General features: G+C 45.1%; 21 protein-coding genes. 4 read left to right on the top strand and 17 right to left on the bottom strand.

Annotated elements, in window-relative coordinates:
* Window positions 1-32 precede the first annotated feature (32 nt).
* Genes nuoN through H3U73_RS07830 form a run of 14 tightly spaced genes read right to left on the bottom strand, consistent with a single transcriptional unit; the run spans window position 33 to window position 14,312 of the window.
* A complete protein-coding gene (gene nuoN / locus H3U73_RS07765) occupies window positions 33-1,475 on the bottom strand; it encodes an NADH-quinone oxidoreductase subunit NuoN (RefSeq protein ID WP_198190310.1) in 1,443 nt (480 codons plus the stop codon).
* Between the two features lie 10 nt (window positions 1,476-1,485).
* On the bottom strand, window positions 1,486-2,979 hold the full coding sequence (locus H3U73_RS07770) for an NADH-quinone oxidoreductase subunit M (RefSeq protein WP_084550434.1): 1,494 nt from the start codon (window positions 2,977-2,979) through the stop codon (window positions 1,486-1,488).
* Between the two features lie 37 nt (window positions 2,980-3,016).
* Complete coding sequence (nuoL, locus tag H3U73_RS07775) at window positions 3,017-5,041, bottom strand: NADH-quinone oxidoreductase subunit L (protein WP_078474498.1); 2,025 nt, start codon at window positions 5,039-5,041, stop codon at window positions 3,017-3,019.
* 26 nt (window positions 5,042-5,067) lie between these two features.
* Window positions 5,068-5,373: an NADH-quinone oxidoreductase subunit NuoK gene (nuoK, locus tag H3U73_RS07780; protein WP_025329732.1), complete on the bottom strand. Its 306-nt coding sequence runs from the start codon at window positions 5,371-5,373 to the stop codon at window positions 5,068-5,070.
* Complete coding sequence (locus tag H3U73_RS07785; RefSeq protein ID WP_084564427.1) at window positions 5,370-6,026, bottom strand: NADH-quinone oxidoreductase subunit J; 657 nt, start codon at window positions 6,024-6,026, stop codon at window positions 5,370-5,372. Before H3U73_RS07785 ends, nuoK begins: the two co-directional genes overlap by 4 nt.
* A gap of 9 nt (window positions 6,027-6,035) precedes the next feature.
* Entirely contained in the window at window positions 6,036-6,515 is a 480-nt protein-coding gene (gene nuoI, locus H3U73_RS07790; RefSeq protein WP_025329730.1) for an NADH-quinone oxidoreductase subunit NuoI, read from the bottom strand.
* An 18-nt stretch (window positions 6,516-6,533) separates the two neighbouring features.
* Window positions 6,534-7,583: an NADH-quinone oxidoreductase subunit NuoH gene (gene nuoH / locus H3U73_RS07795; RefSeq protein ID WP_025329729.1), complete on the bottom strand. Its 1,050-nt coding sequence runs from the start codon at window positions 7,581-7,583 to the stop codon at window positions 6,534-6,536.
* A 2-nt stretch (window positions 7,584-7,585) separates the two neighbouring features.
* A complete protein-coding gene (gene nuoG, locus H3U73_RS07800; protein WP_198190311.1) occupies window positions 7,586-9,838 on the bottom strand; it encodes an NADH-quinone oxidoreductase subunit NuoG in 2,253 nt (750 codons plus the stop codon).
* Between the two features lie 32 nt (window positions 9,839-9,870).
* The gene (gene nuoF, locus H3U73_RS07805; protein ID WP_078474500.1) at window positions 9,871-11,166 is read right to left on the bottom strand and encodes an NADH-quinone oxidoreductase subunit NuoF; all 1,296 of its coding nucleotides are present in this window, start codon (window positions 11,164-11,166) and stop codon (window positions 9,871-9,873) included.
* Window positions 11,166-11,639, bottom strand: a complete 474-nt coding sequence (gene nuoE, locus H3U73_RS07810; protein WP_025329726.1) for an NADH-quinone oxidoreductase subunit NuoE — start codon at window positions 11,637-11,639, stop codon at window positions 11,166-11,168. Before nuoE ends, nuoF begins: the two co-directional genes overlap by 1 nt.
* Entirely contained in the window at window positions 11,639-12,892 is a 1,254-nt protein-coding gene (locus tag H3U73_RS07815; protein ID WP_025329725.1) for an NADH-quinone oxidoreductase subunit D, read from the bottom strand. The genes nuoE and H3U73_RS07815 overlap by 1 nt, the downstream gene beginning before the upstream one ends.
* Window positions 12,885-13,472 (bottom strand): NADH-quinone oxidoreductase subunit C, encoded by a 588-nt coding sequence (locus H3U73_RS07820; RefSeq protein WP_084550458.1) that lies wholly within the window; start codon window positions 13,470-13,472, stop codon window positions 12,885-12,887. Before H3U73_RS07820 ends, H3U73_RS07815 begins: the two co-directional genes overlap by 8 nt.
* 13 nt (window positions 13,473-13,485) lie before the next feature.
* Window positions 13,486-13,965, bottom strand: a complete 480-nt coding sequence (locus H3U73_RS07825) for an NADH-quinone oxidoreductase subunit B family protein (protein WP_025329723.1) — start codon at window positions 13,963-13,965, stop codon at window positions 13,486-13,488.
* On the bottom strand, window positions 13,956-14,312 hold the full coding sequence (locus H3U73_RS07830; protein WP_025329722.1) for an NADH-quinone oxidoreductase subunit A: 357 nt from the start codon (window positions 14,310-14,312) through the stop codon (window positions 13,956-13,958). The genes H3U73_RS07825 and H3U73_RS07830 overlap by 10 nt, the downstream gene beginning before the upstream one ends.
* A 431-nt stretch (window positions 14,313-14,743) precedes the next feature.
* Here H3U73_RS07830 and H3U73_RS07835 point away from each other — a divergent pair, with 431 nt between their 5' ends.
* Window positions 14,744-15,052: a chorismate mutase gene (locus H3U73_RS07835; RefSeq protein WP_084550422.1), complete on the top strand. Its 309-nt coding sequence runs from the start codon at window positions 14,744-14,746 to the stop codon at window positions 15,050-15,052.
* A gap of 45 nt (window positions 15,053-15,097) precedes the next feature.
* Here the strand turns inward: H3U73_RS07835 and murJ are convergent, their stop codons facing one another.
* Window positions 15,098-16,636: a murein biosynthesis integral membrane protein MurJ gene (gene murJ / locus H3U73_RS07840; protein ID WP_084561948.1), complete on the bottom strand. Its 1,539-nt coding sequence runs from the start codon at window positions 16,634-16,636 to the stop codon at window positions 15,098-15,100.
* A 247-nt stretch (window positions 16,637-16,883) separates the two neighbouring features.
* Here murJ and asd point away from each other — a divergent pair, with 247 nt between their 5' ends.
* Window positions 16,884-17,999: an aspartate-semialdehyde dehydrogenase gene (gene asd / locus H3U73_RS07845; RefSeq protein ID WP_198190312.1), complete on the top strand. Its 1,116-nt coding sequence runs from the start codon at window positions 16,884-16,886 to the stop codon at window positions 17,997-17,999.
* Between the two features lie 230 nt (window positions 18,000-18,229).
* Here the strand turns inward: asd and H3U73_RS07850 are convergent, their stop codons facing one another.
* Window positions 18,230-19,618 carry an L-cystine transporter gene (locus tag H3U73_RS07850; protein ID WP_198190313.1) on the bottom strand — a complete coding sequence of 463 codons (1,389 nt, stop codon included), beginning with the start codon at window positions 19,616-19,618 and terminating at the stop codon, window positions 18,230-18,232.
* 395 nt (window positions 19,619-20,013) lie between these two features.
* On the opposite strand from H3U73_RS07850, the gene thrB reads away from it, so the two are divergent.
* Complete coding sequence (gene thrB / locus H3U73_RS07855) at window positions 20,014-20,934, top strand: homoserine kinase (RefSeq protein ID WP_084564419.1); 921 nt, start codon at window positions 20,014-20,016, stop codon at window positions 20,932-20,934.
* A gap of 29 nt (window positions 20,935-20,963) precedes the next feature.
* Here the strand turns inward: thrB and H3U73_RS07860 are convergent, their stop codons facing one another.
* Window positions 20,964-21,716 carry an SDR family oxidoreductase gene (locus H3U73_RS07860; RefSeq protein ID WP_084564417.1) on the bottom strand — a complete coding sequence of 251 codons (753 nt, stop codon included), beginning with the start codon at window positions 21,714-21,716 and terminating at the stop codon, window positions 20,964-20,966.
* 88 nt (window positions 21,717-21,804) lie between these two features.
* Here H3U73_RS07860 and H3U73_RS07865 point away from each other — a divergent pair, with 88 nt between their 5' ends.
* Window positions 21,805-22,146: a helix-turn-helix domain-containing protein gene (locus H3U73_RS07865; RefSeq protein ID WP_198190314.1), complete on the top strand. Its 342-nt coding sequence runs from the start codon at window positions 21,805-21,807 to the stop codon at window positions 22,144-22,146.
* Window positions 22,147-22,371: the final 225 nt, after the last annotated feature.

Genomic DNA, 22,371 nt, shown 5'->3' on the forward strand with positions numbered 1-22,371 from the left:
GTAGTGGCTGCTGTTGAAAGAATAAATTCAGATTAACTATGCAGTAATGCCTGTACACACCAGTTCATTACTCCATCAGGCAAAATACCCCATAACAGCAATAATAAACCGTTAACAGATAAAACGATTTTACCAAGAAAAGTCATATTGAATGCCGGTTCAGCAACAGAATCCGGACTATCGAAATAGATGGTTTTAACCACACGCAGATAATAGAAAGCACCAATCAGCGACATTATTACTGCATACACAGAAACCCACAGATAGCCGCTGGCCAATAACGCTTTAATAACGGCCAGCTTGGCATAAAAGCCCATCAATGGCGGAATACCGGCCATTGAAAACATCGCCAGCAGCATTAAAAATGCATACCATGCATTTTTCTGATTCAGACCGGCAAGATCACTGATATTCTGGCATTCAACATCCTTGCCGGAGAGCAGAACCAGAATAGCAAACGCTACAGAGGCCATTAAAGCATAGGTTATTGCATAATACATAGCTGCAGCACAGCCAGACTGACCGGACAGAAGAGCCAGCATAATGAAACCCATATGGGCTACTGTTGAAAAACCAAGCATACGTTTAATGTTGGTTTGCATGATAGCAGCCAGATTACCCATAAACAGTGAGGCAATACCCAGCAGCAACAGTAATTCACGCCAGCTTTCCCACTGAGTCAGCAGACCGTAAACCAGGATACGGAAAGCGAAGACTGTAGCCGCAATTTTCGGTGCTGTACCCACCAGTGCAGCGACTGCAGTCGGCGCACCCTGATACACATCCGGCACCCACATATGAAATGGTACACCACCCAGTTTAAATACAATACCGGCAACAATAAATACCAGCCCGAGTTTCAATAACCACGGATTGGTTGTTTCCTGGCTGGCAGCAAGCACCTGCTGCAGCTGTAATGTACCTGTTGCACCGTATATCAGTGAAATACCGTATAACAGTAAACCTGAGGCCAGTGCACCAAGCACAAAATACTTCAATGCAGCTTCAGCAGCACGGCCACTATCGCGCTGCAAGGCAATTAAAGCATAAAGCGCCAGCGAAAGCAGCTCCAGCCCGACATATAAAGTCAGGAAGTGGCTGGCTGAAACCATAATATTCATGCCCAGCAGTGCAAACAGGGTTAGCGTATAGAATTCACCCTGATAAATATGTTTAGCACGCAGATAAGTCTGGCTGTAAATAAACAAGGCAATAACCAGTACATACATGCATAACTTGGCCAGTTGAGCCATGCCGTCCAGTACAAACATATCATGGAAGGCATATTGCGGCTGTTCTTTCCATACCAGACACTGTACCGCGGCGGTCAGTATCAGACCGATAACTGACAGGGTACAGGTTATCCAGCGTTGTCGGTCATTAAGCCATAAGTCCACCAGCAATACTGTAAACAGTACTACAGTCAGCACCATATCCGGTGCAGCGGGAAATATTGTTAAATCTGTCCAGTTCATTCACATTTCCTTACAGTTTGCTTTGTGCCGCTTGGACTATCAAATCATTTGCTGCCTGATGCACGACAGCGATAAACGGTTCCGGATACAAACCAAATCCCAGTACCGCTACAGCCAGAATCACCAGAATTAGCAGTTCGCGTTTGTTTACATCTTTTAATTGCGCAACTTCCGGATTTTTGATGGCACCAAAAACAACCCGTTTAAACATCCACAAGGTATATGCTGCACCATAAATCAGGGTTAACGCCGCCAGTGCACCAACCCAGAAATTGGTTTTCACGGCACCGACAATGACCATAAATTCGCCTACAAATCCTGATGTACCGGGCAAACCGGCATTAGCCATAGCAAAGAACAGCATGAAAGAAGCAAATACCGGCATACTGTTTACAACACCGCCGTAAGCTGAAATATCGCGGGTGTGCATCCGGTCATACATCACACCGATACTCATAAACATAGCGGCTGAAACAAAACCGTGCGAAATCATCTGCATAATGGCACCTTTAAAGGCCCAGTCATTCAGATAGCCGCCGGTAAACAGGAAAAAGCCTAAAGTGACAAATCCCATATGGCTGATGGAAGAGTACGCCACCAGTTTTTTCATATCAGTTTGTACCAGTGCCACCATACCGATGTAAATTACCGCCACCAGACTGAGCACGATGATTACCGGCGCAATATAACGTGCTGCATCCGGCAAAATAGGCAGAATAAAGCGCAGGAATCCGTAACCACCTATTTTCAGAGTAATTGCCGCCAGTACCATTGAACCACCGGTCGGCGCTTCTACGTGAGCATCCGGCAACCATGTATGCACCGGCCACATCGGCACTTTAACCGCAAAAGACAGGAAAAAAGCGATAAACAGCAGAATTTGCGCCGTCATCGCAAGGTGCTTGATATTGTGCCATGCTTCAATAGAAAAACTGCCGGTCTGATTAGACAGATAGACAAAACCAACCAGCATCAGTAATGAACCCATTAAGGTATACAGAAAGAATTTGATTGATGCATATACCCGTCTCGGACCACCCCAGATACCGATAATCAGATACATCGGAATCAGCATGCCTTCGAAGAATACATAGAATACGATGGCATCCATTGCTGCAAATGCGCCATTAATCAGTCCTGACATAATCAGGAAAGCGGCCATATACTGCGCAGGCCGTTTCTGGATTACCTGCCAGCCGGCCAGAACAACCAGTAAAGTAGTAAAACTGTTCAGAATCACAAACAGAACTGACAATCCATCCACACCTAATGCATAGTTGATGTTGAGACTCTCAATCCAGACATGAAATTCTTTAAACTGAAATCCGCCATTTAAACGGTCGAATTTAAAAAACAGCGGTAAGGTTATGAGAAAAGAAACCAGCGCCCCGATTAAGGCCAGCACTCTGGCTATACCTGCGTGCTTGTCTGAGCCGGTAGCCAGCACTGCGACGCCAGCCACTACAGGCAGCCAAATCGCCAAACTGAGTAAGTTATCGTACATATTTATAGCCTAAAGATACCAAGTTGAATGCCCGCAATTAACCGCCAAACATTGTTTTAAGCAACGGCCAGAAAGTCCATGCCACCAGTACAAATACACCCACAACCATTGCTGTAGCATAGGTATAGATGTATCCGGTCTGAATACGCCGTATCAGCGCTGCTACAGCAGCGACAACGCGTGCAGCACCATTAACAATTAATTTATCAATAATGAAAACGTCGCCAACTTTCCAGAACAACGTTCCCAGCAGACGGCTGCCTTTGGCAAACACGTTATAGTAAATAGTATCCAGATAGTATTTATTATCCAGCAGGGTATAAACCGGACGTATAGATGCAGCAATTCTGGCCGGAATCTGTGGTTTTTTCATATAGAAGAACCACGCCAGTACAACACCGGCAATCACCAGCCATAACACAGGAGTTGTCAGACTGTGCAGAGCCATGGCAAATATGCCGTGGTACTCTTCTTCTACGGATGCCAGTGCAGGATGTGCAGCACTATTAATAAAAATCACATGCTGATAAAAATCACTGAACAGCATCGGCTTCATTGCCCACATACCTACAAATACTGAAGGGATGGCCAGCAGAATCAGCGGAATGGTTACCACCAGCGGGCTCTCATGCGGATTATCCTGTGGTTTCAGTCCATGATGTTCTTCTGAATGATGATGTTCGCTATGTTCGGCTTTGCGCCATTTTTCTTCACCATGAAATACCAGGAAATACAATCGGAATGAGTAGAATGCGGTGACAAACACACTGGCTACCAGAGCTACATAGGCCACACTACTGAATGGCAACGTTGACGCTTTTACTGCCTCAATAATTGAATCCTTGGAATAGAAACCGGAGAAAAATGGTGTGCCAATCAGCGATAATGAACCAATTAGCATACAAATCCATGTTACCGGCATGTATTTACGCAATCCGCCCATATGACGCATATCCTGATCATGGTGCATACCCATAATCACACTACCGGCGGCCAGAAATAACAGTGCTTTGAAGAAAGCATGGGTCATGACATGGAAAACAGCAATATTATAGGCAGAGGCACCTAAGGCTACCGTCATATAACCTAACTGTGACAAGGTTGAATAAGCAATTACCCGTTTAATGTCATTCTGAATCATACCCAGAAAGCCCATAAACAGCGCAGTAATGGTACCGGATACCATAATCACACCCAGAGCAGTATCAGACAACTCATACAGGGGTGACATACGGGATACCATGAATATACCGGCTGTTACCATGGTTGCCGCATGAATCAGAGCTGAAATCGGTGTCGGACCTTCCATTGAATCCGGTAACCAGACATGCAACGGAAACTGTGCCGATTTACCCATTGCGCCCACAAACAGCAAAATGCAGGTAACGGTAATCAAAGACCACGGATGACCGGGAATCAGTTCGATAGTGGCATTTTTAACCTGATCAATATGCTGAAAAACATCAGCATAGCGAAGGCTGCCGCCGAAATAAGCCAGTACCAGACCAATACCCAGTACAAAACCGAAGTCGCCGACACGATTAACCAGAAATGCTTTCAGATTGGCAAAAATAGCACTGTCACGTTTAAAGTAAAAACCAATCAGCAGGTAAGACACCAGCCCTACAGCCTCCCAGCCGAAGAACAACTGAATGAAGTTATTACTCATTACCAGCATCAGCATGGAGAAAGTAAACAGTGAGATATAGCTGAAAAAGCGCTGATAGCCGTCATCATCACTCATATAGCCGATAGTATAGATATGCACCATCAGCGATACACTGGTCACAATCACCAGCATAGTGGCAGTAAGGGTATCAATCAGAAACCCTACTGAGAAGTCCAGACCGCCCATAGTCAGCCATGTATACACATTTTCATCAAAGGGCTGACGGGTTCCGGTCATAAAACCATAGAGTACCCAGGCAGACAGTACTGCCGAAACGGCTACGCCTGCTATGGTAACGCTATGCGCACCTTTACGGCCGATCAGCTTACCGCATAAACCGGCCAGTAATGAACCGATGAGCGGAGCCAAAGCAATAATCAGATAAACACTCATAATTTTTCTCTCGTTCCTCTCACCTGTTAGCCTTTGAGGCTATCCAGATCCTGTACATTAATGCTCTGACGGTTACGGAAAATCAGAACCATAATTGCCAGACCAATAGCAGATTCGGCCGCAGCAACCGTCAGAATAAAAAAGACAAAAATCTGTCCGGCGGTGTCGCCGAGATAACGGGAAAAAGCCACAAAGTTAAAATTTACCGCTAATAGCATTAACTCGATTGACATCAGTAATACGAGTACGTTTTTGCGGTTCATAAATATACCCATGGCAGAAATAGCAAACAGTATTGCGCTGAGCACCAGATAATGGGTTAAGGTAATCATGCTTTCTGCTCCCCTTCAGTTGCTTCTTTACTTGCTTCTTCAGTTACCGGTGTAGCGATTTCAGGCTGCATTTTCACCATACGGAAACGATCTTTTGCCTGTACTTTAACCTGTTCGGCCGGATTGGTACGACGAGGATTGTATGTCTGCCGGTGAACCAGAGCTATTGCGGCCACCATCCCCAGCACCAGCAATACAGCCGCCAGTTCAAACGGTAACAGATAGGTTGTGTAAATCTGCATCCCCAGATCATGCACATTGCTGTAGTCTGCGGGCAGCGGAGAATCCTTACCCAGACTCGCCAGATTGAGCTGCGGATTTACCAGAATAACAATCAGTAAGGCAGCAGTCAGGATACCCACTAGTGCTGCAACAGGTGCATGCCGCCAGAAGCCGGCGCGCATCTGCTCAACATCAATATTAAGCATCATGATGACAAACAGGAACAGTACCATTACCGCACCCACATACACCACTACCAGTACAATGCCGAGAAATTCAGCCTGCATCAGAATCCACATCATGGCACTGGCACAGAATGTCAGAACCAGAAACAAAACCGCATGTACCGGATTTTTGGCAATAACTGTATTTATCGCGCCAAACAAAATCACGGCGGCAAATACATAAAACAGAATTAATGGTAAATTCATGACCACCTCTTAACGATATGGTGCATCTGCGGCTTTGCATTTAGCGATATCTTCTTCATAGCGATCGCCAATAGCCAGCAACATGGGTTTAGTGAAATATAAATCACCGCGTTTTTCACCGTGATATTCGAAAATCCGGGTTTCAACAATAGCATCAACTGGGCAAGCTTCTTCACAGAAACCACAGAAAATACATTTAGTCAGATCAATATCGTAGCGTGTGGTTCTGCGTGTACCATCCTCACGTTTTTCAGATTCTATATTGATTGCCATGGCCGGACAGACAGCTTCACACAGTTTGCAGGCAATACAGCGTTCTTCACCATTGGGATAACGTCGTTGTGCATGCAAACCACGAAAGCGAACTGATTGCGGGGTTTTTTCTTCAGGAAAATATATGGTTTCCTTGCGCGCAAAGAAGTTTTTCAGAGTTACTTTCATACCCGAAAGCAACTCGGTCATCAGAAAGGTTTTAATTATATTTGCCATATCAGAGCCTTTCCCTGCTTAATGCCATAAATTCAGGGGTGAAATCATCCACAAACCCAATACAATTACTGCCACAATGGTTACCGGAATCAATACTTTCCAGCCAAGACGCATAATCTGGTCATAACGGTAACGCGGGAATGTTGCACGTATCCACAGATAAAAGTACAACACCAGTGCCATTTTCAGAAACATCCACAATACACTCGGGGTACCAATAAAGCCCCAGCTTTGCGGAAAGGGAGATAACCAGCCGCCAAAGAACAGCAGAGCCGTCAGAGCAGCCACCAGAATCATGAAAATGTATTCGGCCAGAAAGAATAACGCGAAAGCAAAACCGGAATACTCTACATGGAAACCGGCAACAATTTCCGATTCACCTTCGGCTACGTCAAATGGCGCACGGTTGGTTTCGGCCACAGCGGAAATCAGATACACCACAAACAGCGGAAATAAAGGCAGCCAGTTCCATGAGAAAATGGAACCACCGGCATAACCTTTTGCCTGAGACATAACAATGTCATGAAAATCCATACTTCCGGAAACCATAATCACACCAATCAGCGCAAATCCCATGGCAATCTCATAGGAAATAGTTTGCGCAGAAGCTCGCATAGCACCGAGAAAAGCATATTTAGAATTGGAAGCCCAGCCAGCAATGATGACACCATAAACAGACAGTGAAGTAATCATCAGAATATAAAGTAAACCGGCATTAATTCGGGTAAGAAACCATGTTTCACTGAACGGGATAACTGCCCAGGCAGCAAAAGCCGGCATCAGTGACATCATCGGTCCGATATAGAACAGTGCCTTATTAGCCTGTGACGGACGGGTAACTTCCTTGAACAGCAGTTTTAATACATCGGCAAACGGCTGGATTAAGCCATACGGTCCGGTAACGTTCGGACCAACCCGCAGCTGCATATAACCGATAACTTTACGTTCGAAATAAGTCAGATAGGCTACGGTAATAATCAGCGGCAGCATGATGATGACAATCTTGACGATGACAGACACCAGTAAACCGAAGTCGTTGCCCAGTAATTGTTGAAACCACGCTTGCATGATTATCCTTTACTCAATTCAACAGTGGTCAATAAAGCACCTAATTGCCAGTTACTCTGATGTAATGGCAAAAACAGTACATTTTCCGGCAAGGTATCATCCGTAGTGATGGTAATCGATACGGTACTATTACCTTGTTTAGCCTGTGCGGTATCACCATTACTCAAACCAAACCGGGCCAGTGTCACACTGTTGGTACGTGCAACCGGTACTGCGGCATGAACTGTACTCTGTAAGGGTTCGGAACGGCGCACAATCGCATCAGTTGCATACAGACTAACGCCGCCAACACGTACCAGACTGATATCGGGATCACTGGTAGCAACCGGTTGTATACGATTGCTCAGCAAAGCCGGTATCTGATCTTTGGTAACCGCATCAGCCAGAATCTGCTGGGTATTTTCATATTCAAAGCCCGGCAATTCCAGTACATTACCCAGTACGCGTAATACCTTCCATAAAGGTCTGGCTTCTCTGTAAGCCTGTACAACACCATGAAAAGACTGTAATCTCCCTTCCATGCTGATAAAACTGCCTGAGGTTTCTGTGAATGGCGTAATTGGCAATAATACGTCTGCAACTTCACGCAATACTTCACTGTCGTAAGCAGTGAATGCCATTACTGTCTGTGCCTGTTTCAGGGCTGCAATGGCCGCAGCTCCGTTGGCTACATCCATATCCGGTTCAACATTGAGCAGCATTACTGCCTGTTTAGGCTGCTTAATTTGTGCGGCAATGGTATTTTCTGCTTTACTGGCCGCCACGCCTACGATTTCACCACCAATACTGTTGGCCGCCTGCGGCAATACGCCCACTATACTGTCGGTAGCTTCAGCCAGATCCTGTGCAGCTGCATAAACTGCCGCTGCATCCGGATGGTTCAAAACATCCGCACCAAGAATAATGCTGGCTTTTTCAGCTTTTAATAAGGCCTGACCTACTTCGCTGTTAAGCGCATCACTAAGCCAGTCAATCCATTGATAAGGATGCAGGCTAAGCTGCGCCAGTAACGGCATAAACAGCTCTTCATCAGCAGCAGCCACCACTGCTACTTTAGTTCCGTTTTTAGCTGCCTGACGGATGCGTGCTGTTAATAAGGGCTGTTCCTGCCGTAAGCGTGTGCCTACCAGCAAAATCACCTCATTCTCTGCCAGCTGTTCAATACTCTGTCCCAGCCACTGAGCGCCTTCAGCAGCTGCACCAAAACGCTCATCAAGCTGACGCAGGCGACTGTCAACAGCATTCACGCCCAGCGCATTAGCCAGTTTACGGGTCAGGTACATTTCTTCAACAGTATTGGCCGGATTGACCCACATACCAATTGCATCGGTACCGAAATCATGGCTGACACCGTGCAAACCTTTAGCCACATAATCCAGCGCAGTTTGCCAGTCAACTGTATGCCACTGGTTGTCCTGTTTAATTTGCGGCTGAGTTAAACGCTGCTGATACAAACCTGCATAGGCAAAACGGTCACGGTCACTGAGCCAGCACTCATTGATGGCTTCGTTTTCCAGTGGCAGTACCCGGCGCACGGTATGGTCTTTAGTTTGCACTATCAGATTACTGCCCAGTGCATCGTGAGCAGACACAGATTTACGCCGGCTTAATTCCCATGAACGGCTGTCATAACGAAATGGTTTGCTGGTTAGTGCGCCCACCGGGCACAAATCAATCACGTTACCAGACAATTCGGTTTCCAGTGTTTTACCGTTAAACGGTGTAATTTCAGAGCATTCACCACGATTCATCATGGCCAACTCCTGCTTACCGGCAATTTCTTCAGTAAAGCGGATACAGCGGGTACAGTGAATACAGCGGCTCATTTCAGCAGCAGAAACCAGTGGCCCCATTTCTTTACCGGCCACAGCATGTTTAGCCTCAGTATAACGGCTGGCACCTTTACCATAGCCCATTGACAAGTCCTGCAACAGGCATTCACCACCCTGATCACAAATAGGACAGTCCAGCGGATGGTTAATCAGCAGGAATTCCATTACCCCTTTCTGGGCATCTTTAGTCATGGGCGAATTGGTTTTAACAACCATACCATCGGTGACCGGCGTAGCACAGGCAGGTAATGGCTTGCGCGATTTTTCTACCTCAACCAGACACATACGACAGTTGGCGGCGATGGACAATTTTTTGTGATAGCAAAAGTGCGGAATGAATGTACCGGCCTTATGGGCGGCTTCTATCACCGTACTGCCCTGCTCGACAGAAAGTTGTTTACCGTCAATTTGAATTTGTAACATAGGTTCGCAATCCTAACTAAGCAGATAGTGCCTTAGCACCAGCGATGTTCTTTCATGGGTTTGCCGTGTTCGATGTAGTGCTCAAATTCGGGGCGGAAATGTTTCATAAAGCCCTGTATCGGCATAACAGCCGCATCTGCCAGTGCACAGATGGTACGTCCCGAAATATTGCTACCCAGTGATTCCAGCAAATCCAGATCCTCCGGCCGGCCTTTGCCGGAGGTAATACGGTGAATAATGCGATACAGCCAGCCGGTTCCTTCACGGCACGGCGTACATTGCCCGCATGATTCTTCAAAATAGAAATAGCTCAGTCGTTCCAGTGCTCTGACCATGCATACATCTTCATCCATGACAATGACCGCACCGGAACCCAGCATAGAACCTGCCTTGGCTATGGCATCATAATCCATGGTTAGTTCCATCATGATGTCTGCCGGTAATACCGGTGCAGAAGAACCTCCGGGAATAACCGCCTTAAGTTTTTTGCCATTTCGCATACCACCACACATTTCCAGCAAATCCTTAAACGGCGTCCCCAGCGGAATTTCATAGTTACCCGGGCGTTCTACGTGACCGGATACTGAAAAGAGCTTGGTACCACCATTATTAGGAATACCTTTATCAGCAAACAGCTGACCGCCGTCGCGGATAATGAACGGTACAGAAGAAAAAGTTTCAGTATTGTTAACTGTTGTCGGCTTACCATATAAGCCATATGAAGCCGGAAACGGCGGTTTGAAACGCGGTTGTCCTTTTTTACCTTCCAGAGACTCTAACAGAGCAGTTTCTTCACCACAGATATAGGCACCATAACCATGATGAGCATGCAACTCAAAGCTGAAATTACTGCCCAGAATATTTTGTCCGAGTAATCCTGCTTCGCGCGCCTGCTGTAAAGCCGTTTCAAAACGCAGATAGCTCTCGAAGATTTCGCCGTGTATATAGTTATAGCCTACAGCAGCGCCCATAGCGTAGCCGCCGATAATCATGCCTTCAATCAGGGCATGCGGATTGTAGTCGATTATATCGCGGTCTTTGAATGTACCCGGTTCACCCTCATCCGTATTGCACACGATATATTTGGTACCCGGAAAAGAACGTGGCATAAAGCTCCATTTCAGCCCGGTAGGAAAACCGGCACCGCCACGACCGCGCAGACCGGAAGTTTTAAGCTCGGCAATTACATCATCCTGCGATACATTTTCGCTGATAATTTTTTTCAATGCCTGATATCCGCCGCGAGCAATATAAGCTTCCAGTGTCCAGCAATTAGAGTCTGAAGTATCAACCTGATCAAAAATCACGCCATTCTGGTACATTGCCATTAGTTCAACTCCGCCAGTTTTGCTTCAATGGCTTCTTCGCTCATAAAGCTACACATTTTATGATTATTGACTAATATTACCGGCGCATCGCCACAGGCACCCATACATTCGCCTTCAACCAGAGTATATTTACCATCGGCTGTGGTTTCACCATAGCGGATACCCAGACGTTTTTGCAGATACTCACCTGCATTTACTCCGCCACGCAGGGCACAGGGCAGATTTGTACACACAGTAAGTTTATATTTACCTACCGGTTTAAGGTTATACATATTATAAAAAGTAGCAACTTCTAACGCCTGCGCCGGCGGAATACCAATGTAATCAGCCACTTCTTCAATAGTTTCCGGCTGAAGCCAGCCCAGCTCGGTCTGCGCAATACGTAAGGCAGACATAATGGCACTACGGCGCTGATCGGCCGGATATTTTGCCAGTTCTATATCAATTTGTTTTAAGCTGTTAGGGGACAACATTATCTATCCACCTCCCCGAATACGATATCCTGTGTACCAATAATAGCCACCACATCAGCCAGCATGTGACCACGTGCCATTTCGTCCATCCCTTGCAAATGAGCAAACCCCGGAGCACGAATCTTCATCCGGTAAGGTTTATTGGCACCATCAGAAATCAGATATACCCCGAACTCGCCTTTAGGATGCTCGGTGGGCACATAAACTTCACCCTCAGGTACATGCATACCTTCGGTAAACAGCTTAAAGTGATGGATTAATTCTTCCATACCGTCTTTCATGGCGGTACGGTGCGGCGGGGCCACAGTATGGTCATCAATAATTACCGGACCGGGATTGGCTTTAAGCCAGTCAACACACTGACGGATAATACGGTTGGCCTGACGCATTTCATGAATACGGCACAGATAACGGTCATAGCAGTCACCATTAATCCCTACCGGAATATCAAAATCTACCTGAGCATAAGCATCATAAGGCTGTTTCTTACGCACATCCCACTCAATACCGGAACCGCGCAGCATCACACCGGTAAATCCTTTTTGCAGAGCACGCTCCGGGGATACTACACCGATACCGACTGTACGCTGCTTCCAGATACGGTTATCCGTGAGCAGATTTTCATATTCATCCACACAGGCGGGAAAGCGGTTGGTAAAGTCTTCAATGAAGTCCAGCAAGGTACCTTCACGACTGGCATTCAGTTTTTGCAAAACTTTGGCATTACGGTATTTACTGGATTCGTATTTAGGCATGAAATCCGGTAAATCCCGGTATACACCACCCGGGCGGAAATAAGCTGCATGCATGCGCGCACCTGATACCGCCTCATAGATATCCATCAGGTCTTCCCGCTCGCGGAAAGCATAGAGAAATACCGTCATGGCACCAATATCCAGCGCATGAGAACCGACACCCATCAGATGATTAAGAATACGGGTAATTTCAGCAAACATCACACGGATATACTGAGCGCGAACCGGCACTTCGATATTCAGCAGACGCTCCACTGACAGGCAGTATGCCTGCTCATTACACATCATGGATACGTAGTCCAGACGATCCATATATGGCAATGCCTGCAAATAGGTGCGTGATTCAGCCAGTTTTTCTGTGCCGCGGTGCAACAGACCGATATGCGGATCGGCACGAACGATATTTTCACCGTCCATTTCCAGAATCAGGCGCAATACGCCGTGTGCTGCCGGATGCTGCGGCCCGAAGTTAATGGTGTAATTGCGTAACTTAGACACCGTACTGCTCCTCTCTCACCACGCGCGGTGTAATTTCACGCGGTTCAATCGTTACCGGCTGATAAATTACGCGGCCTTCGGCCTCGTCATAACGCATTTCAACATAGCCGGAAACAGGGAAATCTTTGCGAAACGGATGACCGACAAAGCCGTAATCAGTCAGAATACGGCGCAAATCAGGATGGTTGTTAAACAGGATGCCAAACATATCGAATGCTTCACGCTCATACCAGTTGGCACCGTTATAGATATCAACGACAGAATCTACTGTAGGAAAATCTTCAGCATCAGCCCAGACACGCACACGCACACGCCAGTTATTGGCTACCGACAGCAGATGACTGACTACAGCAAAACGCTTGCCTTCCCATGGCTCATTTTTATAGCTCTGGTAATCGACTCCGCACAGATCAATCAATGTTTCAAATTTCAGTTCATTGTGGTCACGCAGCGTTTGCATAAGCTGATGATAATCAGCTGCTGCACAATCCAGTGTCAGCTCACCACGGTCAAGACAGTAACGTACCTTATCGCCGAAAGTGGCTTCGCACACGGCTTTCAGTATTGCCAAATCTGCCATATTTCCCTCACTTTCATACACGCGCGATAGTGGCGGTACGTTTAATTTTCAGCTGCAACTGCAATAGTCCGTATACCAGCGCTTCAGCAGTTGGCGGACAGCCCGGTACATATACGTCAACCGGTACAATCCGGTCACAGCCCCGAACCACAGAATAAGAGTAATGATAATAACCGCCGCCATTGGCACAGGAACCCATAGACAGTACCCAGCGCGGTTCGGCCATCTGATCATAAACACGCCGCAAGGCGGGAGCCATTTTATTGCACAGCGTACCGGCGACAATCATCAGATCGGCCTGACGCGGCGACGGGCGGAAAATAATACCAAAGCGGTCAAGGTCATAACGGGCAGCACCAGCTTGCATCATCTCTACGGCACAACAGGCCAGACCAAAAGTAGCCGGCCACAACGAACCGGTACGCACATAATTGAGTACGGTATCGGCAGTGGTTGTGACAAATCCTTTTTTTAAAACGCCTTCTATTCCCATTCCAGAGCGCCTTTTTTCCATTCATAAATAAAGCCGATAACCAGAATCAGCAAAAACACCATCATTGACCAGAATCCGTATGCGCCCAGCTCTTTAAACACAACTGCCCAGGGCACCATAAAGGCAACTTCAAGGTCAAACAGGATGAATAAAATGGCTACCAGATAGTAACGCACGTCGAATTTCATTCGTGCATTTTCAAAAGCTTCGAAACCGCACTCAAACGGTTCCTGTTTCATTTTGTATGGCCGGTTCGGTCCTAGCAGTAAACCGAGAGAGATAAACAGAACACCAGCGGCAAAGCCAACCAGAACAAATATTAATATGGGGAAATAATTCGCCAACATAACTGCGCTGACCTTATGCAAATATTGGTAAAATTGATGTATTGTAACTAATTTCGAACGTTATTAAAAGCGCGTATTACATTAAAAGAAAATAAAAAAATAATGTTTTCAATAGGATATTGAGAATTATTCTCATTAGCATTTATTCAGTATTACGTTTGGTTTCTCATATTTTTTGTAACCAGAAAACAGCAAAAGTCAATCATGGATTTTTTCATTTATTTCGGTCAGTTATACTCATTAAAGCAATTTATGCTTTTGGGTTAAAATAATTAGCATAATAAAATATTACATTTCATATATTTAAATAATTTAATTTATCATATATTTAATAATAATATTAATTTGTAAAATTATCATTTTTTAACTGTACTGCCACTTATATCAGTTTTACAATACAGATATCATGGAAATAAAAATTAATAAATACAATGACATATAATCAAATATATAAACCTGAGGACTGCCACGGCATAAATGACATTCGTACAGAAATAGATCATATTGATTATGCGGTGATCCAGTTACTTTCCGCCCGCTTTGAATATGTCAAAGCAGCCAGTAAATTTAAAATGAATGCTAAAGACGTACAAGCGAATGAGCGTTTTAACAGCATGCTTGAAAAACGAAAACAATGGGCACAAGAACAGGGACTGAACGGAGACGTAATCAAGTCCCTATTTTGCGAACTGGTGAAATATTTTATTGCAGAAGAATTAAAAGAATTTGAACACAAATAAATTTGCATGAATTTTTTTCATTCTCTGTATGAAGCTGAAATACCACTATTCTGCTTCAGCCCGCCGGAAATCGCGTACGCGGAAACCCAAAGCAAATAGTGATCCGAAATATAAAATAATACCGGTAACAATCAAAATACTTAATTGCCCTACTTTTGCCAACCCGCTACTGTGCCAGTTAAACGGCAGCCAATGCTGTAATAACCATAACCCCAGACCCATAACAACAAGAGCCACCGTCAGACGCAATAGAAAACGCAGCCAGCCGGGGCTGGGGGTATACAATTTCTGTCGCCGTAACAGAGTAAACAGTAATCCCGCATTAATACAGGCGCCAAGACTGATAGCCAGAGCCAGCCCGACATGATGCAGCTTCCAGACAAACAGCAAATTCATCAGCTGAGTCATACATAAAGTAAAAATAGCAATTTTTACCGGCGTTTTAATGTTCTGGCGCGCATAAAATCCCGGTGCAAGTACTTTAATCAGAATCAGACCAATCAGACCAACAGCATAAGCAATAAGCGCACCCTGAGTCATTATTGCATCATACTCATTAAACTGCCGGTACATAAATAAAGTTGCCACCAGAGGAAATGACAGCACAGCCATACCCACTGCTGCCGGTAAAGTTAACAGCATACACAGGCGTAATCCCCAGTCCAGCAATGCAGAAAAACTGGCTATATCATTAGTAGCTGAGTGTTTAGACAAAGTAGGCAAAAGAATGGTTCCCAGTGCCACACCAAGCACACCAGTCGGTAATTCCATCAGACGGTCAGCATAATACATCCAGGATACTGAACCGGATTGCAAATAAGAAGCAAAAATCGTGTTTATCACCAGCGATATTTGCGCTACCGATACCCCCAGAATAGCCGGTGCCATTTGTCTGAGTACCCGGTTAACTGCTTTATCCTTAAAATTGAGTCTGGGCATAGTCAGAAAACCCAGTTTAAATAAATAAGGCAGCTGATACAGCAACTGTAATAATCCACCTACAAATACTGCCCATGCCAGCGCCAGAACTGGAGGATGAAAATAAGGTGCCAGCCACAGAGCAAATACGATAAAGGAGATATTCAGAAAAGTCGGCGTAAAGGCTGGAACAATAAACTGATGATAAGTATTCAGAATACTGCCAACCAGTGAAGACAGCGATATCAGAAAAATATATGGAAAAGTAATCCGCAGTAGTTGTACCGACAGAGCAAATTTATCGGCATCCTGCTGAAACCCGGGAGCAGAAATATAAATCACGACAGGTGCGGCCAGAATTCCGATCGCCGTTACAATAATCAGAACAAATGAAAGCAGCCCGGCCACATGCTGCACAAAAGCCCGGGTAGCTTCGGGTGATCGTGTTTCCCTGTACTCAGCCAGTATCGGTACAAAAGCCTGTGAAAATGCGCCTTCTGCAAAAATACGCCGTAACAGATTAGGCAGTTTAAATGCCACAAAAAAAGCATCAGTAGCCATCCCCGCACCAAAACTGCGGGCAATAATGGTATCACGGATGAAACCAAGAACACGCGACAGCATAGTCATGCTGCTGACTTTAGCCAGAGTACGCAGTAAATTCATCAGAAATGCCAATTAAAAAACAAAGGCGAAAGTGTACACCGGAATGTCAGCCGATTCTATATAATGGGATAACAGTATTGAATTGACGCTATAAATCCGGCAAAAGATAAGCTGTACAGCCTGAAATTTACCAGAATAGTAATTATCTGTTTACAAACAGTCGTGATTATGGTTAAAAGACCGGATAGTATTCTGGTATCTGGCAACAGAAATTTTGATTAAATTGAATTGTTTTAAGGAGCACTCGGTGAAAGTAGGTTTTGTTGGCTGGCGCGGTATGGTAGGTTCAGTATTAATGCAGCGCATGCAGGAAGAAAATGATTTTCAAACTATTGCAGATGCGTATTTTTTCACGACATCAGCAGCCGGTGCAGCCGCACCTGATTTTGGCCAGACAGCAAAAACACTGCTGGATGCCCGTAATCTGGATGCTCTGGCTCAAATGGATATTATCGTTACCTGTCAGGGTGGCGACTATACCAAAGCAATCCACCAGCCGCTGCGTGATCAGGGCTGGCAGGGATATTGGATTGATGCTGCATCCACTCTGCGCATGAGCGATAAAGCAGTTATCGTACTTGATCCGGTGAACCGCGCAGTGATTGATAGCGCCCTGTCAAACGGCATCAAAGATTTTGTCGGCGGTAATTGTACAGTGTCACTGATGCTGATGGCTCTGGGCGGCCTGTTTGAACAGGATTTAGTGGAATGGGCTACCAGCATGACCTATCAGGCAGCATCCGGTGCCGGCGCCCAGAATATGCGTGAACTGATTAGTGCAATGGGTGCCATTGAAAATCAGGTTAGTTCAGAGCTGGCCGATCCGGCTAGTGCTATTTTAGCCATAGACCGAAAAGTTGCCGATTTTTTACGCAGCGAAGCATACCCACAGACCCAGTTCGGCGTTCCTCTTGCCGGCAGTCTGATTCCATGGATTGATGCTGATCTGGGTAACGGTCAGTCTAAAGAAGAATGGAAAGGTGCTGTAGAAACCAATAAAATTTTAGGTCGCAGTGCCCAGCCAATCGTTATCGACGGCTTGTGTGTCCGTGTTGGCGCAATGCGCTGCCACAGTCAGGCACTCACCTTAAAACTGAAACAGGATTTACCCGTAGCAGAAATTGAGAAAATTCTTGCCGCTGCCAATGACTGGGTAAAAGTTGTACCTAATGAAAAAACCGCATCTATGCATGAGCTGACACCCGCAGCAGTAACTGGCACATTAACTGTACCAGTAGGGCGCATCCGCAAAATGGGCATGGGTGGAGAATATATCAGTGCCTTTACCGTAGGTGACCAGCTTTTATGGGGTGCCGCAGAACCTATCCGGCGTATGCTACAAATCGTTTTACAAAACAGATAAATCTTCAGCAAAAACCTGACAGGCAGCCTCTACAGCCTGATTACTTGCGACATCATCATAGTATTATCCGAACAGGACAGTTAAATGATTAACTGCCCTGTTTAATTACCTGTCTGAAAACCTTAATCCGCTCATGCCCCATATTAAGAATTTAAACGAAAAAAATCAGCCGCTCTGCTGACACAGACCGGCTGCTAATCATGACAAAATAGTTTTAAGTACCTACTGCATTAATGTACCAGTTTGCCGTGCTCCGTATTATTTAATATTTTTTTATTAGTCTGATGCAGCCACTGGCTGGTTAACGTACCTGCTGTCATCGCACCGCTGACATTCAATGCTGTACGCCCCATATCAATCAATGGCTCTACAGAAATCAGTAAGGCTACCAGCGTAATCGGCAAACCCATTGCCGGCAGCACAATCAGTGCCGCAAATGTAGCTCCGCCGCCCACACCGGCCACACCTGCGGAACTGATAGTCACCATCCCGACCAGTGTTGCAATCCACCATGGATCCAGAGTATTGATACCTACAGTTGGCGCAATCATGGTGGCGAGCATCGCCGGATACAAACCGGCACAACCATTCTGTCCGATAGTTGCACCAAAAGAAGCAGCAAAACCGGCAATAGTTTTCGGCACACCAAGACGCTGCGTCTGAGCCTCGATATTAAGCGGAATAGAAGCAGCACTGGAGCGGCTGGTAAATGCAAAAGTCAGTACCGGCCATATTTTCTGAAAATATTTACCCGGATTGATCCCAAATATGCCCAGTAACAGACCATGTACCCCGAACATCAGAGCCAGTGCCAGATACGAAACCAGTACAAAGCCTCCCAGCTTAATAATCTCCTGTATATTTGAAGAAGCCACTACTTTAGTCATCAGTGCCAGGACACCATAGGGAGTTAACAGCATTACTATCCGTACCAATTTCATTACCCAGCTTTGTAAGGTATCAATTGCCCGTAACACCCGCCCACCCTTAGCAGCATCATCTTTTAATAGCTTCAATGCGGCCATACCGAGAAATACAGCAAAAATAACCACACTGATAATAGAGGTCGGATTGGCTCCGGTTAAATCAGCAAACGGATTTTTCGGAATAAAAGACAGTAATAGCTGCGGTACATTTAAATCTGCTACCTTACCAACATAATTAGCCTGAATTGCATTAAAGCGCGCAGTTTCAGCTTCTCCCTGAATCAGACCGTTGGCAGTCAGACCAAACAGACTGGTCAGCAAAGTACCGATCAATGCAGCCATCGCCGTCGTAAACAGTAATACGCCGATAGTCATCAGACTGATTTTGCCTAGCTGAGCAGCATTATGTAATCGCGCCACAGCACTCAGAATTGAGGCAAACACCAGCGGCATGACGACCATCTGCAATAACTGTACATAGCCGTTGCCGATTACATCAAACCACTGTACAGAGGCACGGATTACCGGGCTGGATGCCCCATAAATCAGTTGCAGCCCTAAACCCAGCCCAATACCAAGAATCATACCCAATAATACTTTTCTGGATAAACTCCATTGGGTTGAATGCGTACGGCTCAGTATCCATAATAACAATGCGAACATCATAATGTTCGCGAGCAAAGATAAATTCATTTTATACTCCTGCGCTGGCAAGCTTTCTGCCCGCGTTTGATACCTAGTGCCAGCTAAGAATACGCAAAAGTAAATAAGTTGTGAAATAGCCCTTATGCATTCACTTATTCTATTTTATTATATGCAATAAAGATAAAATACTTTCCAGTATAGTTGTATCGTCCGGAATATTGGCTTACGAATTACCCAATTCCTATTTCAGCCCCTTATATGACATACCCATCATTCAATTTAAACATCATCAGATAACAAGTTTTCTACAAACTACCGTTCATAAGCAATCATTTGAATAAATACTTGACATCAGCCCTTTATTGCCATCATGCTTGCAATTTGTTTAAACATCCTGTCTCAGGTTTAAACTTTTCGTTTAATTCTGTTTATTGGTTACATTTATGTCGGTTTACACCAGCGTTAGCGACGATGAAATGCGCAGCTTTCTGCGTGATTATCACTTAGGTCGGTTTATTGGTTTACAAGGTATCGCTCAGGGCGTTACTAACAGCAATTATTTTGTAACCACCACACAAGGGCGCTTTGTACTGACTGTTTTTGAGGCCATGACACAGGATGAGCTGCCCTTCTTTTTAGATTTAACCCGGCATCTGAGTGCTCACGGCGTAGCCTGTCCTGCTCCTGTTGCCCGAACTGACGGTCGTCTGGATAGCACTTTGGCTGGCAAACCAGCCTGTCTGGTAACCTGCCTGACCGGCAGCGATACCAGCAGCCCATCCGTACAGCAATGTTTCAATACTGGAGCGATGCTGGCTAAAATGCATCTGGCAGGTAGCGAATTCACGCAGAAAATGCACAATCCGCGTTACACTGGCTGGTGGCATGAGGCCAGTACCCGCTTATTACCCTTTCTGGATCCGGAAGATCAGCAGTTATTACAAGCAGAAATTGCTTTCTTTGATGCACATGAACGTACAAATCTGCCTGCGGGTATCATCCATGCCGATTTATTCCGCGATAATGTTTTGCTGGATGGTGAACAGGTAGCCGGATTTATTGATTTCTATTATGCATGTAACGGTAACTTCATGTATGACCTTGCCATTGCCGTTAACGACTGGGCACGTCGTGCAGACCATCATATCGACCAGAATCTGCAACAGGCATTTATACACGGCTATGAAAGCATACGCCCGCTGACTTCCGCTGAACAAGATTACTTTCCGGTTGCACAGCGAGCTGCATGTATTCGCTTCTGGGTTTCCCGCCTGCTTGATTACCATTTTCCGCAGGCAGGAGAAATTACCTTTATTAAAGATCCGAACGTCTTTAGAGATTTACTACTGAATTTACGCAAATAACATCATTATTTTTTATCAAAAAACTAAAATTAGATATTACCTACCCCGCCATCTACCAGTATTTCCGTACCGAGCATAAAAGAGGATTCATCCGATGCCAGAAAAACAGCGGCTTTAGCCAGTTCTATCGGTTTGCCCAAACGTCCTAACGGTACCAATGCCTTAATTTCCTGCTGTAAATGTTTGACAGCATCCGCGTCAGTGGTATTTAAATTCATATGCGCTGGCGTGTCTGTCGGGCCGGGGACTAAACAGTTAAAGCGAATATTTCTGGATAACAGCTCTCCCGACAATGTTTTGGCCAATGAACAGAGAGCAGCTTTACTTGACGCATAAATACTGCTTTGCGGTAAACCGATTTTAGTACTTACCGTACCGCACAAAATAACCGAACAGGGATCAGCCAGCAAAGGTAACAGCGCCTGTATCAGAAAAAACGGCCCCTTGAAATTAGTATTCATTACCCTGTCAAAAGTATTTTCATTCCAATCAGTTACCGGCAGATGAGTGACATCGGCCGCATTAATATATACAGCATCTAATCTGGGCCACATTTTGGTTAACTGTGCAGCCAGAAGCTTTTGTTCTTCAACATCAGAAGTATCACTTTGCAATATTATTACATCTGCACCTAATTCCTGCTTCGCTGCCAGTAATCTGTCTTTATTTCTGCCGGTTATGGCTACTGTCGCACCTTCGGCAATAAATTCTCTGGCAGTTGCCAGCCCTATTCCACTACTTCCGCCTGTAATCAGTGTATATTTACCCGTTAGCCTATTCATATATTCCCTTTCAAAAATAAAATTCAGTATAATTTAAATGGTTTACTTATGAAAGTAGGTACCAAAGAGATACTAATGGAAAATAGTTATGCACACTGAAAAAAATACCCCTGATATCTATCATTGTCCTATGGTTAAATTTGTTAATTTAATTTCAGGAAAATGGGCTATTCCTATTCTGTATCGTCTGATTATTACTGATCAACCCATTCGTTTTGGCGAATTAAAACGTGCCATCGCACCAATTACCCAGAAAGAATTAACAAAACAGCTAAAGCTGTTTGAGCAAAAAGGATTAATTACCAGAAAGCTCTACCCCGAAGTACCGCCTAAAGTTGAATACCAGATAACGGCACTGGGAAAAACTTTAAAACCGGCTTTGGTTTCCATCGCAAACTGGATGGAGCAGCATGAAAAAGATTTACTCTGAATACTATTCACCTATTCAGACAGACTGTAACTTAAACAGCTACAGGTATCCGGCAATAGCTGATAAGTATCAATCAAAGAAAAAGCAATTATGCATTTTAAATAAATAAATTGTTTATACTCAACCATTGATATTAATACTAAGCGCATCCATTTAAAATGCATAACTGCATAGTCTCTGACTAGTTCATAATTACATTCAATAAATTAATATTAATAGCCATAT

Source organism: Snodgrassella sp. W8124 (assembly GCF_016100875.1).
In the GTDB taxonomy this organism is placed as follows: Bacteria; Pseudomonadota; Gammaproteobacteria; order Burkholderiales; family Neisseriaceae; genus Snodgrassella; species Snodgrassella alvi.